A 15,209-nucleotide genomic window follows, 5' to 3' on the forward strand; every position below is an offset into this window, starting at 1 on the left:
GAGCCGCTCCGGGCTTTTCCATAAAAAGCGCCAAATATTCCCTATTTTCTCTGGCACACTCCGTGCTGAGATTCAGCGCATCCCATATCGATAACGATAGGAGTCCATGACATGAAAAAGCAACGGGGCTTCACGCTGGTGGAAATCGCCATCGTGCTGGTCATCATCGGCTTGCTGCTCGGCGGGGTGCTGAAGGGGCAGGAGCTGATCAACAGCGCGAAGGTGAAAAACTTCGTCAACGACTTCCGCACCATCCCGGTCTTCATTTATGGCTACCAGGATAAATTCCGCGCCCTGCCCGGCGACGACCGCCAGGCGGCCGCCCATCTCGGCAGCGCCGCCACGGCTGCCGGCGTCACCCTGCTCGACCCGAGCAGCCAGAGCAGCAACACCACCGGCAACGGCCGCATCGAAGGTCAATACAACTCGATCTCGGCCAGCGACGAAAGCGTCGCGTTCTGGCAACACGTGCGCCTGGCCAACCTGGCCTCGGGCAGCAGCGACTTCACCGCCCCGAAAGACGTTCTCCCCACCAACGCCGACGGGGGCCGCCTAGGAGTACAAAGCAGCGCGCCGATCACCGGCATGTCCGGTTCCTACTTCATCTGCTCCGAAGGCATCCAGGGCAAGTTCGCCAAGCAGATCGACATCACCATGGATGACGGCAACACGGCCACCGGCACGGTCCGGGTGGCCACTGGCCCCTACAGCGGCACCGCACTGACCGCCGTGGCCACCACCGGCACCAGCGGGATTGTCGATAGCAACACCTATATCGTCTGCGCCGGCTTCTAATCGGCCCCGGCTTGTCAGCGCCCGCCGACGTCTTTCGCGGCGGGCGTTTCTTTTGCCCTAGCCCTGGAGCAACCGGGTTTCCGCCGCGCTGACCTCGTATTGCCCGCCGAGCAGGACCACCACGTCGCCGGACTGGAAACGCATCTCGGAATCGGGTTCGACCCCGGTGATACCGCGGCGGCGTACGGCGCTAACCTCGATGCCCATTTCGTCCAGGCCCAGTTCCTCGATGCTGCGCCCCACGCCGTAGGCCTGATCGGTGAGCAGCACCGAGTGCAGGCGGGGCGCCTGGGTGTCCGGGCTGTCGTCGCTCCGCTCGGTCAGACCATGGAAGAAGCCACGCAGCAGCCGGTAGCGCTCGCTACGGGTTTCGCGCAGGCGGCGCAGCACCCGGTTGAGCGGCACCCCGAGCAACACCAGGGCATGGGAGGCGAGCATCAGGGTGGCCTCCATCACGTCCGGCACGATCTCGGCGGCACCGGCCTTGGAGAGGCGCTCCAGATCGCGCTCGTCGGCGGTACGGACCACCACCGGCAGGTCCGGCCGCAGCTGCTGGACATGGTGCAGGATGCGCTCGGCCGAGGCCGTGTCGTTGAAGGTCACGATCAGCACCTGGGCCCGGGCCACCCCGGCCGCCACCAGGGTTTCCTTGCGCGTCGCGTCGCCATAGACCACCGATTCACCGGCACTAACCGCCTCGCGCACGTGCTCCGGGTCCAGATCCAGGGCGACGTAGGAGAACCCCTCCCGGGCGAGGAAACGGGCCAGGTGCTGACCGGAGCGACCGAAGCCGCAGATCAGGACGTGCCGGTCGGTGGCCATGGTCTGGGCGGCGATACGGGTCAGCTGCATCGAACGCAGCATCCATTCACTGGCGGCCAGACGCATCACGATGCGCTCGCTAAAATGGACGATCAGGGGCGCCGCCAGCATCGACAACACCAGAGCCGCCAGCACCACCTGCAAGGTTTCCATCGGCACCAGGGGCTGGTTGCTGGTCAGGGCGATCAGCACGAAGCCGAATTCCCCGCCGGCCGCGAGCCACAAGCCGCTGCGCAGGGCGGTGCCCGGCGAGGCGCCCATCAGGCGTGCCAGGCCGGCCACCAGGGCGAACTTGCCAAGCAGCACCCCGACCAGAACCAGGGCCACCCAGAAGAAATGCTGGAAGATCGTATGGGGGTCGAGCAGCATCCCGACCGAGACAAAGAACAACCCCATCAGCACATCGCGGAAGGGCTTGATGTCCTCTTCCACCTGATGGCGGTATTCGGTCTCGGAAATCAACATGCCGGCGACAAAGGCGCCCAGGGCTAGGGACAGCCCCGCCATCTCGGTGACGTGGGCCAAGCCCAGGGTGACCAGCAGCACGTTGAGCACGAACAATTCGGCCGACTGGCGCCGCGCCACCACGTAGAACAGGCGGCGCATCAGCTTTTGCCCCAGGTACAGGACCAGGGCGAGCACGAATACCGCCTTGAGGGCGGCCAGCCCCAGGGTGCGCAACATCTCCCCGGCCGGCTCGGCAAAGGCGGGAATAAGGATCAGCAGGGGCACCACCGCCAGATCCTGGAAGAGCAGTACGCCGATCACCTGCCGGCCATGGGGGGAGTCCAGTTCAAGCCGCTCTGTCAGGAGTTTGGACAGCACCGCGGTAGACGACATGGCGATGATGCCGCCCAGAGCCACCCCGGCCTGCCAGGGCAACCCGGCAGCCAGGGAAATCAGCAGTACCACCGCCATCACCCCCAGCACCTGGGCCGAGCCCAGGCCAAACACCACCTGGCGCATGGCGTGGAGCTTGGGTAGGGAAAACTCCAGGCCGATCGAGAACATCAGAAACACCACACCGAACTCGGCCAGGTGCTGCACGCTGGCCACGTCGCGCAACAGGCCAAAGGCGTGGGGGCCGACCAGGGTACCCACCACCAGGTAGCCAAGTACCGGCGGCAACTGGAAGCGACGAAACAGGGCCACGGCGACCACGCTGGCGGCGAGCAGGAAGATGGTGACGGTCAGCAGGTTCATGGCGAGGACGCAGTGAGGGCAAGGTACGGCCAACCACCCAGAACCCCAGTCCGAACAAGGCCCGACGGGGGGAGTGGTATACTTGACCGAATCATAACCGCAGCACCCCGACCGACCCAATGACCTCCGCATTGCCTCCCGTTGCCAAGGCAACTCCCCAAGCGCTCGAACTGGCCCGCCAGGTTCTGCGCATCGAGGCCGACGCGGTCGCGGCGCTAATCGGGCGCATCGGCGCCGATTTTCTCGCCGCCGTGGATCTGGTGCTCGCCTGCAAGGGTCGCCTGATCGTCTCGGGCATGGGCAAGTCCGGCCACATCGGCCGCAAGATCGCCGCCACCTTCGCCAGCACCGGTACCCCGGCCTACTTCGTCCATCCTGCCGAAGCCAGTCACGGCGATCTGGGCATGATCACCGGCGAGGACGTGGTGGTCGCCTTATCCAATTCCGGCGAGTCCGAGGAACTGGTGCGCATCGTCCCCATCCTCAAGCGCCAGGGCGCCAAGCTGATCGCCATGACCGGCAACCCGGCCTCGTCCCTGGGGCGCCAGGCTGATGTGCACCTGGATGCAGCGGTCGCGCAGGAAGCCTGCCCTCTGGGGCTGGCCCCCACCGCCAGTACCACCGCCGCCCTGGCCCTGGGCGATGCCCTGGCCGTGGCCGTGCTCGACGCCCGGGGTTTCGGCCCGGACGACTTCGCCCGCTCCCACCCCGGCGGTACCCTGGGCCGGCGCCTGCTCACCCACGTCCGTGACGTGATGCGCCCGCAGGAGGCCGTGCCGACCATCGGTCCCGATGCCAGCCTGGCCGACGCGGTACTGGCCACTTCCCGTGGCGGCCTGGGCATGACGGCGGTGGTCGATGCGGCGCACCGCGTCCTGGGCATCTTCACCGACGGCGACCTGCGCCGCACCTTCGAAAAGAAGCTCGATTTCAACACGGTGGCCATCGCCGATGTGATGACCCGCACGCCTCGCACCATCGGGCCGGAAAAGCTGGCCGTGGAAGCCGTCGAGATGATGGAACGGCACCACATCAACCAGCTGATCGTCACCGACCCCGCCGGCCAGCTCCTCGGCGCACTGAACATGCACGACCTGTTCCGCGCCAAGGTCATTTGACCCGACTCCGTTTTCGCCATGTCCGCACCCACCCTCAAATTGATGGCCTTTGACGTCGATGGCGTCATGACCGACGGCCGCCTCTACTTCACCGACGACGGCAGCGAGGTCAAGGCCTTCCACACCCTGGACGGCCAAGGACTGAAGATGCTGGCCGGCGCCGGCGTGCAATTGGCCATCATCACCGGCCGGCGTTCCAACTGCGTCACCCACCGCGCCCACAACCTGGGCATCGACCTGCTGTTCCAGGGCGTGCACGACAAGCATGCGGTGATGGCCGATCTGCTGCGCCGCCTCGGCCTGTCCTTCGCCCAGGCCGGCTACATGGGTGACGATGTGGTGGACCTGCCGGTGATGCGTGCCTGCGGTTTTTCCGCCGCCCCGGCCAATGGCCACGCCGTGGTCAAGCAATACGCCAGCCTGGTCACCCAGCTAAAAGGCGGCGAAGGAGCCGTGCGCGAAGTCTGCGACCACCTGCTCACCGCCCAAGGCCGTCTCGACGCCGCCCTGGCGCCGTACCTGGTGACCTTTCCGGACGCTGCTCCGCGATGAAGCCCTCGTTCGGCCCCGGGCTCTTCCCCATCGGCGTGATGGCGGCGCTGGCCGGCCTGACCCTATGGCTGTCCCAGACCACCCAGTTGCCCGAACCGGACCGCAGTGGCAAATTCCGCCACGACCCGGATTACCGCATCGAACGCTTCACCCTGACCAAGCTGTCCCCCCAGGGCGAGCCGCACCACGTGCTCGTCGCCGACAAGATGCTGCATTACCCGGATGACGACACCACCGACGTGACCCGGCCACGCTTGACCACCCTGGTGCCGGGCAAGCCCCGCACCCTGGTGACCTCCGACATGGGCCACGTCAATAGCGACGGCAGCGAAGTCCAGCTGACGGGCAACGTGCACCTGGTCCGTGACGGCACCAAGGGCAATCCGCCCATGGAAGCCTTCGCCCCCGATCTGCTGGTCCTGCCCGACGACGAGAAGGCCAGCACCAAGAGCCCGGTGCGTTTCGTCCAGGGCGCCTCCCAACTCAACGGCACCGGCTTCGACATGGACAGCGCCGCCATGCAGGCCAACCTTCACTCCCGCGTTTCCGGCCAGTTCGAAAGCCGCCACAAAAAATGACCGCCACCTTCCACTCCAGCCGCCCCGTCCTCCTCCTTTCCTTGGCGCTGGCCCTGCACATGCTGATGGCCACGGCACCGGCCCGCGCCGAGAAGGCCGACAAGGAAAAACCGGTCAACCTCGAAGCCGACCGGGTCAGCGCCGACGATGCGCGCAAGGTCTACACCTTCGAAGGCAACGTCCGGCTGGTGCAGGGCACCATGAGCCTGCTCGCCGACCGGGTGGTGGTGACCCAGGATGAAAGCGGTTTCCAGAAGGGGGTCGCCTACGGCCTCAACGGCAAGCTGGCCAAGTTCCGGCAAAAGCGCGAAGGCAAGGACGAGTGGATCGACGGCGAGGCCGAGCGCATCGATCACGACGCCAAGACCGACACCACAGAACTGTTCATCCGCGCCTGGGTCAAGTCCGGCCAGGACGAGGTGCGCGGCCCCTACATCCGCTACGACGCCCTGACCGAGCAATACCTGGTGGCGTCGGCGCCGGGCGCCAAGCCCACCGCCAGCGGCACGGCCCCGGGGGCCGCCCCCGCCGGCCGGGTACGGGCCATCCTCCAGCCCAAGGGCAAGGGCGCCGACACCGCCGCGCCGACGGGAACAACCAAGGGCGATGGTCTGCCGCTGAAATCGGCGCCGACGGTCAACACCGACCGCTGACCCCTGCGGCAACGCGCAAGTCTTGTAATTACAGCAAGACAACCTTCTGTTTTTAAGGCGTTTAATAAGTTTGTGCACCGCAACAAAAAGGTGTTGACATCGCAACCAGTCTCCCTATAATGGGAAACATGCTGCGGTGCAACACTTCTACCCGGGTCACTCCGGAAGCAGACCGCACAGATTCGAGAGTCCCTCGGGACTCCGGACCGGGGCCTCGAGATAACGCTGGCAACGGTCTTCCCCCGAAGGATGTTGAACGAGCTTAACTTCCGAAGGAGATGTACATGTTCGCCACCCCCGAGCAATTCGCCGCTGCCAACAAGGTCACCGTGGACGCCCTGCTGACCATCGCCAACACCGCCCTGGCTTCCGCCGAGCGCGTTGCCGCCCTGAACCTGCACACTGCCCGCGCCCTGATCGAGGACAGCGTGTCCAGCACCAAGACCCTGCTGGGTGCCAAGGACGTGCAGGAGCTGGTTTCCCTGCAAGCCGCCCTGGCGCAGCCCAACGTGGAAAAGGCCGTGGCCTACTCCCGCAGCGTCTATGAAATCAGCGCCCAGACCCAGGAAGAAGTGTCCAAGGTCTTCGAAGCCCAGCTGACCGAGTTCAACAAGGCCATCGGCGGCGTGCTGGACAAAGTGTCCAAGAACGCCCCGGCCGGTTCCGACGTGGCCGTGGCCGCCGTCAAGTCCGCCATCGCCGCTGCCAACTCCGCTTTCGACAGCGTGAACAAGGCTGCCAAGCAAGTGGCCGAGATCGCCGAAGCCAACGTGGCTGCCGCCACCAACGCCACCGTCAAGGCGGTCGGCGCTGCCGGCAAGAAAAAAGCCGCCTAACGGCGCGCTGAAATCCCCCGGTTCGCCGGGGGATTTTTTTATCGGCTACAGCCAAAGCCGCTTGCTACAATGATTCAACGCTACGACAAAAGCATCACACGATAACTAGCGACAATAAAAACAGGCGCCCCCACGCCAACCGCTCTTGGACGATTACATTCTGTCCCATCTACCTGGAGGGTTTGCACTATGTCGACGCAACAAAATCTTGAACAACTGAAGGCTGCCCAGAAGGTCAACGCCGAGGTTCTCCTCGAGCTGACCCGTTCCACCTTCGACAGCATCGAGCGCCTGTCCGCGCTGAATATCGAAACCGCCCGCGAATTGCTGAACGCCTCGGTGGCCCAGAGCAGCACCCTGCTCGCCGCCAAGGACGTGCAGGAAGCCGCCCGTCTGCAGACCACCTTGGCCCAGCCCAACCTGGAGCTGCTGACCAACTACTACCGCAAGCTCTACGAGCTGGTCACCGAATTGCAGAAGGACGCCACCCACGTGGTCGAGTCCCACTATAACCACCTGTCGAAGAACGCTTCCGCGGCCATCGAGAAGAGCACCGCCAGCGCCCCAGGCGGTGACGTGGTCGAAGCGGCACTGAAGTCCATCCTGTCGGCCTCCACCCAGGTGTTCGACAACATGACCAAGGCCGCCAAGCAGTTCGCCGACATCGCCGACGCCAACGTCAAGGCCGCATCCACCGCCACCAGCAAGGCCGTGAGCAGCGCCACCAAGGCCAGCGCCGCGAAAAAATAAGAAGAATCAACGCAAAACAAAAAGCCCCGGGACTTCCCGGGGCTTTTTGCGTTTACGCCACCGCCCGCCACCGCGGTGCCGACCAGGCGGCTCCGCGCACGGCCTTAGCGCCGCATCAGGGCCGCCAGGTCCAGGCGATGTTGCGCGCCTTCACCTCGGCCAGGATTTCGTCCATGGCCGCCGCCACCCGGGGCGCCAGGCCTTCGACGCCCAGCTCCAGGTGGCGCCGCTCGCCGTTTTCGGCCATGGACGGCAACGAGAACAGGCGCAGGTCCGGGTAGGCGGCGACGATGCGTTCCATCAGCTCCAGCAGGTTGCTCTCGTAGGCGCCGGGGCCGGTCAGTAGCAGGGCCCGGTCCACCAGTTCCACGGGGCGGTGCAGGTCGCGGTGGCGGGAGTCCAGGGCCCACTCGATCATCGGCCAGGCCATCTGGGGAAAGCCGGGCACGAAATAGTGGTCGCGCACGAAGAAGCCGGGAATCTGGTTCACCGGGTTGGGGATGATGCCCGTGCCGGCCGGGAAGGTGCCGAGCAGCAGGCGCTTTTCCGTCGCCTCGGCGCCGAAGCGGCCGCGGATCAGGGCCTCGGCCTCGGGATGCAGTTCCAGGGGCACGCCCAGGGCGGCGGCCACCGCCTGGCGGGTATGATCGTCCGGGGTGTTGCCGATGCCGCCGCAGGAAAAGACCAGGTCGCCGGAGGCCAGGCTGCGCCGGAAGGCTTCGGTGAGGCGCGCCCGGTCGTCCCCCAGGTACTGCACCCAGGACAGGCGCAGCCCCCGGGCGGCGAGGAGCTCGGTCAGCTTGGCAAAGTGCTTGTCCTGGCGTTTGCCGGACAGGATCTCGTCGCCGATGATGAAGGCGCCGATGGTCCGGGACGGTGCCGGAACATCCCCAGCGCCAGGCGTGGTAACAACGTCGCTCACAACAATTCTCCTTGAATGACCCGGACCTTGCCGTCCGGACCGTCTGGACCACCGCTGCCCTCGATGGTCACGTTCACCACCTCGCCCTCCATCACCGCGCCGCGACGCAGGCGGCGCAACACTTCCAGGCCGAGATGGACGTAGGCCAGGGCGGTAAACGAGGGCACGAACAGGCCGAGCAGCGGCACATGGGCGGCAAAAGCCAGGATCAGGCCGAGCAGGTAGAAGCTGCCGCCATGGCGGCGCTTGATCTCCTGCCATTCGGCCGGGGTGGCGTGGGCCGCCAGGGCGTCGAAGGCGAAGGTGCGGCGGTTGAGCCAGGCCAGCAGCATGATCGGCAGGATCAGGGCGGCGCCCGGGATCAGCCACAGGGGCAGGGTCACCAGCCAGCCGCCCAGGTAGCCGGCCACCGCCACCAGGCTGTTGACCGTGGAAGCGATAAAGCTGTCGCGCCCCAGGGGCGCCACGTCCCGGTAGTCGCTGCGCGCCAGCAGGCGCAGCAGCAGGGGCAGGATGACCGTGGCGGCGATGACCACGGCGGTCAGATAGGCCGCGGCCAGGATCACCACCCAGCCGCCAATGGCCGCCAGCAGGTGGGCCAGCCAGGCCACGCCCCAGCCGGAGAGCCAGGACAGGGGCGGCTGGAGCGCCAGCCAGTCGATCACCACGCCGAGAAAGGCGAAGGCCAGGACGATCCAGATCAGCAGCGCCAGGATCGCTGGACCGAGGATGGCGGCCCACACGCCGCCCCGGGACAGGGAGGCGAAGCTGCGCGCCAGGGCGAGCAGAACGTCAGCCATGGGCGGACTCCTTGGCGAAAGGGAGGGACGATGCCATGGCCAAACCCCGCGCCAGTCGGGCATCTCCAGGCATACACCGTGAAACTCCGCGACTGGCGCGGATCTCCAGGCAGGCATCGCGGAGAACAAGCACTGGCGCGGCGTTCCAGGCAGCAGGTAGCGCGGTCATGCGCTTCGAAGCAACGATCGGTTCCATACCCTCAACCATACTGGATTCCCTCCCACTGCTTCTGTAACCGTTTCACCGACACCGGCACCGGGGTGCGCAGTTCCTGGGCGAACAGGTTCACCCGCAACTCTTCGAGCAGCCAGCGGAACTGCACCAGTTGCGGGTCGGCAACCCCCTGCTTGGCCAGTTGCAGGGCGCGGCGCTCGTAGTTGGTCCACAACGGCGCGTAGTCCGCCAGGTTGCGGGCGTCCCGGGCCGGGTCGGCCTTGAGCTTGTCCAGGCGCAGCTGGGCGGCCTTGAGGTAGCGGGGGAAGTGCTGCAGGCGCTCGAAGGGGGTGTCCGCCACGAAGCGCTTGCCCATCAGCCGCTTCACCTGGGCCTCGATGTCCGCCACCACCGCCGGGAAGGCCTTGAAGCCGGGCAGCTTCTTGGCCAGGGTCTGCCACTCGCTGAGCACCTGGCCGGCCAGTCGGGCCACTTCCTGGAGCAGCAGGCCGAGGCGGCTCTTGGCCTCGGCGCAGCGGGCGCGGAACTCGGCCTCGGAAGCGGGCAGCGGGTCGCCGGCGGGCAGGCAGGCGCGCTCGAAGGTGACGGCGATGATCTGGTCGCGCAGCTCCTCCTGGCTGCCCAGGGCCATGTACTGCATGGCCATCTGGGTCAGGCCCGGGATGTTCTTCTCGAAGTACTTCACCTGCTCCTTGAATTGCAGCTGGAACAGCCGACGCAGGCCCTGGCGGTGCACCGTGGCGGCCTCTTCCGGCGAGTCGAACACGGCGAGCGACACCGTTTCGCCCTCGTCCTTGAGCCCCGGGTAGCCGACCACGGTCTGGCCGCCGGCGCGCACTTCGAGCAGCTCCGGCAGCTCGCCGAAGGTCCAGTCGGTGAGCCCGGTGTATTCGGAGGGCGCCTCGTGCAGGTTGGAGAACTCCTGCTTGGCCTCCCGGCCCCACTCGGCGCGCAGCTCGGTGAGGCTGCGGCTCATGGCCAGCTGGCGGCCGTGCTCGTCCACCAGCTTGTAGTTCATGGCCAGGTGGGGCGGCAGGGTGTCGGGGCGGAAGGCGTCCGGGGTCACCACCCAGCCCCGGGCGTTGAGCCCGCGGGTGGCGTGGATGAAGTCGATCAGGGCCGGCAGCAGGCCGAAGTTGAGCTTCTTCTCGTCCGCACCGCAGGCGGCGACGAACTCGTCGGCGAAGTCCGGCACCGGCACCAGCTTGGCGCGGATCTTCTGGGGCAGGGTTTTCACCAGCTGCACCACCTTGTCCTTGAGCAGACCGGGCACCAGCCACTCGCCCCGGGTGGCGGAAATGGCATTGAGCTGGGCCAGGGGTAGGGTCAGGGTCACCCCATCCCGGGGGTTACCCGGTTCGAAGTGGTAGGCGAGCTTGTACTCGATGCCGCCGATCTTGACCGTGGGCGGGAAGGCGTCGGTGGTCACCCCGGCCGCCTCGTGGCGCATCAAGTCGTCCTTCTTCAGGAACAGCACCTTGGGGTCGGCGGCCTCGGCCTCCTTGCGCCAGGCGTCGAAGCCGGCGCCGTTGTAGATGCCCGCGGGGATCAGGTGGTCGTAGAAGGCGAAGATCAGCTCATCGTCCACCAGCACGTCCTGGCGGCGCTGCTTGTGCTCCAGGGTCTCGATCTCGGCGATCAGCTTGCGGTTGTGCTGGTAGAAGGGCCAGCGGCGGACGTAGGCCTCATCGATCTCGCCGGCCACCAGGCCGTCGCGGATGAAGATCTCCCGGGCTGCCTTGGGGTCCAGGGGGCCGTAGTGGATGCGCTTGCGCGGATTGACCACCACCCCGTACAGGGTGGCCCGCTCGAAGGCCACCACCTGCATCGGCTTCTTTTCCCAATGGGGCTCGAACTGGCTGCGCCGGATCAGGTGGGCACCCACCTCCTCCAGCCACTCCGGCTCGATCTTGGCCACGCAGCGGGCATAGAGCTTGGTGGTCTCGGTCAGCTCGGCGGCCATGATCCAGCGCCCGGCCTTCTTCTGCAGGGCCGAGCCGGGGTGGATGAGGAACTTGATGCCCCGGGCGCCCAGGTAGTGGCCGCCTTTCTCGGCGTCCTCGGCCTTGCAGCCGATGTTGCCGAGCAGGCCGGAGAGCAGGGCCTTGTGGATGGCGGCGTAGGCGCCGGGGATGTCGTTCTCCTTCCAGCCCGCCTCCCCCACCAGGGCGTGCAGTTGGCTGTGCACCTCGCGCCACTCGCGCATGCGCAGCGGCGAGAGGAAGTGGTCCTGGCAGGCCTGGGCCAGCTTGCGGTGGGAAAGGTGCTTGGCCTGCTCCTGGTACCACTGCCACAGGGACAGCCAGGCGAGGAATTCGGAAGACTCCTGTTTATCGTCGCCGGTCTTGAACATGATGCGGCGGTGGCGCTCGTCGGCGGCCTGGAGCTTGTCCTGGGGCCGGTCCCGAGGGTCCTGCACCGACAGGGCGGCAGCGATCACCAACAGCTCGCGCAGGCAGCCGTTGTCCCGGCCGGCCACGATCATGCGGGCGATGCGCGGGTCCAGGGGCAGCTTGGCCAGGCCGTGGCCGATGCCGGTGAGGCGCTTGTCGTCGTCCAGGGCCCCCAGCTCCTGCAGCAGGGCGTAGCCGTCGTTGATGGCCTTGGCCGGCGGCGGCGAGAGGAAGGGGAAGTCCTCCACGTCGGAAAGCTTCAAGCCCTTCATGCGCAGGATCACCCCGGCCAGGGACGAGCGCAGGATTTCCGGGTCGGGGAAGGCCGGGCGGGCCTTGAAGTCGGCCTCGTCGTAGAGGCGGATGCACACCCCCGCCGCCACCCGGCCGCAACGGCCGGAACGCTGGTTGGCCGAGGCCTGGGCGATCTTTTCCACCTGCAACTGCTCCACCTTGTTGCGGTAGGAGTAGCGCTTGACCCGGGCCAGACCCGTATCCACCACGTAGCGGATGCCCGGCACGGTGAGCGACGTTTCCGCCACGTTGGTGGCGAGCACGACGCGGCGCGGCCCGCCGGTCTTGAACACCCGGTCCTGCTCCTGGGCCGAGAGGCGCGAGAACAGCGGCAGGATTTCCGGTTGCGGCCCGGCGAAGTGGTGCTTGCGCAGAGCTTCGGCGGCGTCGCGGATTTCCCGCTCGCCGGGCAAAAAGACCAGCACGTCACCGGGGCCGACCCGGCACAGCTCGTCCACGCCATCGACGATGGCGTCGTACAGGTCGCGCTCCTCGTCCCGGGCCTGCTGGGCTTTTTCCCGGTCGTTGCGGGGCGCGCCGGTGGTAGCGGGTGCCACATCGGCGGATTGGATCGGCCGGTAGCGGATTTCCACCGGGTAGAGGCGGCCGGACACCTCGATCACCGGCGCCGGCTTGCCGTCCGTGGCGAAGTGCGCGGCGAAGCGCTCGGCGTCGATGGTGGCCGAGGTGACGATCACCTTCAGGTCCGGCCGCTTGGCCAGGATCTGCTTCAGGTAGCCAAGCAGGAAGTCGATGTTCAGGCTGCGCTCGTGAGCCTCGTCGATGATGATCGTGTCGTAGGCGTTGAGGTAGGGGTCGCCCTGGGTCTCGGCCAGCAGGATGCCGTCGGTCATCAACTTGACCACCGACTCGGGCACCGAGCGGTCGTGGAAGCGGATCTTCACCCCCACCCCCATGCCCACCTGGGTGTTCAGTTCCTGGGCCAGGCGCGAGGCCACCGAGCGGGCCGCCAGGCGGCGCGGCTGGGTGTGGCCAATCAGGCCGAACACGCCACGGCCCTGCTCGATGCAGATCTTGGGCAGCTGGGTGGTCTTACCCGAACCGGTCTCGCCGCAGACGATCACCACCTGGTGGTCGCGGATCAACTTGGCGATCTCGTCGCGCCGGGCATTGACCGGCAGGGCCTCGTCGAAGGTGGGCGTGGGCAGGCGCTTGCGCCGGGCGGCGACGATAGACTTGGAGCGCTCCAGCAGGGCGTCGAAATCGGCCCGGGCCTTGGCCGCCCGGGGGCCGTTCTGCTTCATCTCGCGCGACAGGGCGCGCAGCTTGGGCCGGTCGGCAGCCAGGCAGTCGGCAAATGCAGTGGCGGGCGCGCCAGCGCCCGGCGCCGGGCGGGTGCCGGCGCGGGGATTGGTAACCTTCATCGGTGCTGATCCAACCGGGGGCAGAAGGCCCGCCGGGGTACAAAACATAAAGGGCCCGCAACGGGCCGGAGGGCATCGCGCAGCGACAGCCAGGGGAGCAATGCATGTGCGGGGCGCGCCTGTCGCAACCCAACACCTAGCCGCTTGAATGCAAAGGGGGAATCGCAGCCCCCGCAAAGAACCCGCATCTTACCCGAGGGCCGTAGCCCAGCCCAGCAGCCCCGCAGCGACAAGGCGACCGCTACTCGCCCCACTACCGCGTCTGATCCGTCGCCTGCCGGCCAAGTCAGTGCGCGGCCGACACGACAAGTTCCTGGGCCGCTGGCGGCGTCGGAATTTCCCTGTACAGACGCAACGGAGCGGCATTTTCTTCTACTGAGTGGTGGATTGCGGTCACGCATCGGAGGCTCCGGGCACGCTCCAGGCCCCTCTGCGCCCCTTCTGGCAGGGCGCACCCTCGCTACTTTTGCGGCTTGCCGGCTCCGGGTCGACCGGGCAGGATCATCACTTCAGCCGAAAGAAGCCCTTCACAACCCGCCGCCATGATCGTCCGCCCCAAAGTCCACTGGTTCCGCATGCTCTTCGTCTGGCGCGGCTCGGTGCTCGGCCTGGTCATGCCCCGGCTGCTGGGCATCCTGGCGATCTCGCTGGTGGCCCTGGCCGGGCATCTGTGGTTCCGCGACTTCGGGGTACGCCTCAACCCCGCCCCGTTCAGCCTGGTGGGCATCGCCCTGGCGATCTTTCTCGGCTTTCGCAACAACGTCAGCTACGACCGCTTCTGGGAAGGGCGCCGGCTGTGGGGCCAGTTGGTGATCGCCACCCGGGCCCTTAGCCGCCAGGCCGCCACTCTCGTCGCCTTGCCCGACGACGACCCGCGGGTGCGCCATTTCGCCGCCCTGCTGATCGCCCTGGCCCACAGCCTCAAGCATCAGTTGCGCGGCGATCCGGTCCATGACGACTTGGCGCGCCTGCTGCCCGCCGACCTGGCAGCCCGCTGCGCGGCTGCACAGTTCGTGCCAGTGGCGCTGCTCACGGAGTTGGCCCGCTGGGTGCAGGAGCGGCGCCGCGAGGGCCAGTTGCCGGACATTTTGGCCGCCAACATGGATGCCAACCTGGACAGCATTGCCGAGGTCATCACCGGCTGCGAGCGCATCGCCAACACGCCGATCCCCTACGCCTACAACGTGCTGCTGCACCGCACCGTGTATGGCTACGCGGCCTTGCTGCCGTTTGGCCTGGTGGACAGCATCGGCTATCTGACGCCCCTGATGGCAGTATTCGTCGCCTACACCTTTATGGCCCTGGAGGCCATCGCCGGCGAACTGGAAGACCCCTTCGGCCGGGAACCCAACGACCTGGCCCTGGATGCACTGGCGCGCACCATCGAGCGCACCGTGCTGGAAACCGTGGGGGTGCCTTCCGCCGACCTGCCCCCGGCCCTGCAGCCGGACGGCAACTACCGTCTGACCTGAGCCGGCGCCGCCCCGCTCACCCCCAGATGCGGGTCACCCCCAGATGCGGGTCGCCCCCAGGGTGGCCAACCCCAACCAGGTGGCGGTGAGCGACCCCACCAGATGCACGCTGCCCAGCGCCAGGGCCAGCCCGGGCTGACCGGACAGCAGGCGCTCCACCACCTCGGCGGAAAAGGTCGAGAACGTGGTCAGGCCGCCGAGAAAGCCGGTGATGACGAACAGTTTGAGTTCAGTGGGCAGGCCGCTGTTGAAGTGGAACACCGCCACCGCCAGGCCGATCAGGTAACCGCCGATCAGGTTGGCGGCCAGGGTGCCTAGCGGCAGGGCTGGCAGCAGCGGATTCAGCGCCATGCCCAGCCCCCAGCGCAGCCAGGCCCCCAGGGCCGCACCGCCGCCGATAGCGGCGAAGCTCAAACCGTTGTTCATGTCGATGTCCCGGGAATGAAAGTCGAGGAAGGTTG

The 15,209-nt window shown here is 67.0% G+C and carries 13 protein-coding genes; 8 read left to right on the plus strand and 5 right to left on the minus strand.

The genetic code is table 11. From position 1 onward, the window contains the following. Positions 1–111: 111 nt before the first annotated feature. Positions 112–795, plus strand: coding sequence for a prepilin-type N-terminal cleavage/methylation domain-containing protein (locus OTERR_RS12695; protein WP_149425985.1), 684 nt, complete (start codon positions 112–114; stop codon positions 793–795). A gap of 57 nt (positions 796–852) precedes the next feature. On the opposite strand, the gene OTERR_RS12700 is transcribed toward OTERR_RS12695, so the two are convergent. After that, positions 853–2,820, minus strand: coding sequence for a monovalent cation:proton antiporter family protein (locus OTERR_RS12700; RefSeq protein WP_149425986.1), 1,968 nt, complete (start codon positions 2,818–2,820; stop codon positions 853–855). Between the two features lie 119 nt (positions 2,821–2,939). Between OTERR_RS12700 and OTERR_RS12705 the strand changes: the two genes are divergently transcribed. The 6 genes from OTERR_RS12705 (at position 2,940) to OTERR_RS12730 (ending at position 7,307) form a co-directional block, all read left to right on the plus strand. After that, positions 2,940–3,938, plus strand: a complete 999-nt coding sequence (locus OTERR_RS12705; RefSeq protein WP_054622219.1) for a KpsF/GutQ family sugar-phosphate isomerase — start codon at positions 2,940–2,942, stop codon at positions 3,936–3,938. 18 nt (positions 3,939–3,956) lie between these two features. Further along, a complete protein-coding gene (locus OTERR_RS12710) occupies positions 3,957–4,490 on the plus strand; it encodes a KdsC family phosphatase (protein ID WP_054622218.1) in 534 nt (177 codons plus the stop codon). Beyond that, positions 4,487–5,068 (plus strand): LPS export ABC transporter periplasmic protein LptC, encoded by a 582-nt coding sequence (lptC, locus tag OTERR_RS12715; protein WP_149425987.1) that lies wholly within the window; start codon positions 4,487–4,489, stop codon positions 5,066–5,068. The genes OTERR_RS12710 and lptC overlap by 4 nt, the downstream gene beginning before the upstream one ends. Beyond that, positions 5,065–5,721 (plus strand): lipopolysaccharide transport periplasmic protein LptA, encoded by a 657-nt coding sequence (gene lptA / locus OTERR_RS12720; RefSeq protein WP_149425988.1) that lies wholly within the window; start codon positions 5,065–5,067, stop codon positions 5,719–5,721. Before lptC ends, lptA begins: the two co-directional genes overlap by 4 nt. A 278-nt stretch (positions 5,722–5,999) precedes the next feature. Beyond that, positions 6,000–6,557, plus strand: a complete 558-nt coding sequence (locus OTERR_RS12725; RefSeq protein ID WP_054622215.1) for a phasin family protein — start codon at positions 6,000–6,002, stop codon at positions 6,555–6,557. Between the two features lie 189 nt (positions 6,558–6,746). Then, on the plus strand, positions 6,747–7,307 hold the full coding sequence (locus tag OTERR_RS12730) for a phasin family protein (protein WP_054622214.1): 561 nt from the start codon (positions 6,747–6,749) through the stop codon (positions 7,305–7,307). Positions 7,308–7,422: 115 nt separating this feature from the next. Here the strand turns inward: OTERR_RS12730 and OTERR_RS12735 are convergent, their stop codons facing one another. The 3 genes from OTERR_RS12735 to hrpA form a co-directional block, all read right to left on the minus strand. Beyond that, complete coding sequence (locus OTERR_RS12735) at positions 7,423–8,229, minus strand: competence/damage-inducible protein A (protein WP_246154170.1); 807 nt, start codon at positions 8,227–8,229, stop codon at positions 7,423–7,425. Continuing rightward, a complete protein-coding gene (locus OTERR_RS12740) occupies positions 8,226–9,029 on the minus strand; it encodes an EI24 domain-containing protein (protein ID WP_149425989.1) in 804 nt (267 codons plus the stop codon). Before OTERR_RS12740 ends, OTERR_RS12735 begins: the two co-directional genes overlap by 4 nt. Positions 9,030–9,229: 200 nt before the next feature. Continuing rightward, the gene (gene hrpA / locus OTERR_RS12745) at positions 9,230–13,276 is read right to left on the minus strand and encodes an ATP-dependent RNA helicase HrpA (RefSeq protein ID WP_149425990.1); all 4,047 of its coding nucleotides are present in this window, start codon (positions 13,274–13,276) and stop codon (positions 9,230–9,232) included. Positions 13,277–13,818: 542 nt separating this feature from the next. On the opposite strand from hrpA, the gene OTERR_RS12750 reads away from it, so the two are divergent. Continuing rightward, on the plus strand, positions 13,819–14,748 hold the full coding sequence (locus tag OTERR_RS12750; RefSeq protein ID WP_149425991.1) for a bestrophin family protein: 930 nt from the start codon (positions 13,819–13,821) through the stop codon (positions 14,746–14,748). Between the two features lie 33 nt (positions 14,749–14,781). Here the strand turns inward: OTERR_RS12750 and crcB are convergent, their stop codons facing one another. Beyond that, on the minus strand, positions 14,782–15,174 hold the full coding sequence (gene crcB / locus OTERR_RS12755; protein ID WP_149426547.1) for a fluoride efflux transporter CrcB: 393 nt from the start codon (positions 15,172–15,174) through the stop codon (positions 14,782–14,784). Positions 15,175–15,209: the final 35 nt, after the last annotated feature.

Origin of the sequence: Oryzomicrobium terrae (genome assembly GCF_008274805.1) — a bacterium.
GTDB lineage: Bacteria > Pseudomonadota > Gammaproteobacteria > Burkholderiales > Rhodocyclaceae > Oryzomicrobium > Oryzomicrobium terrae.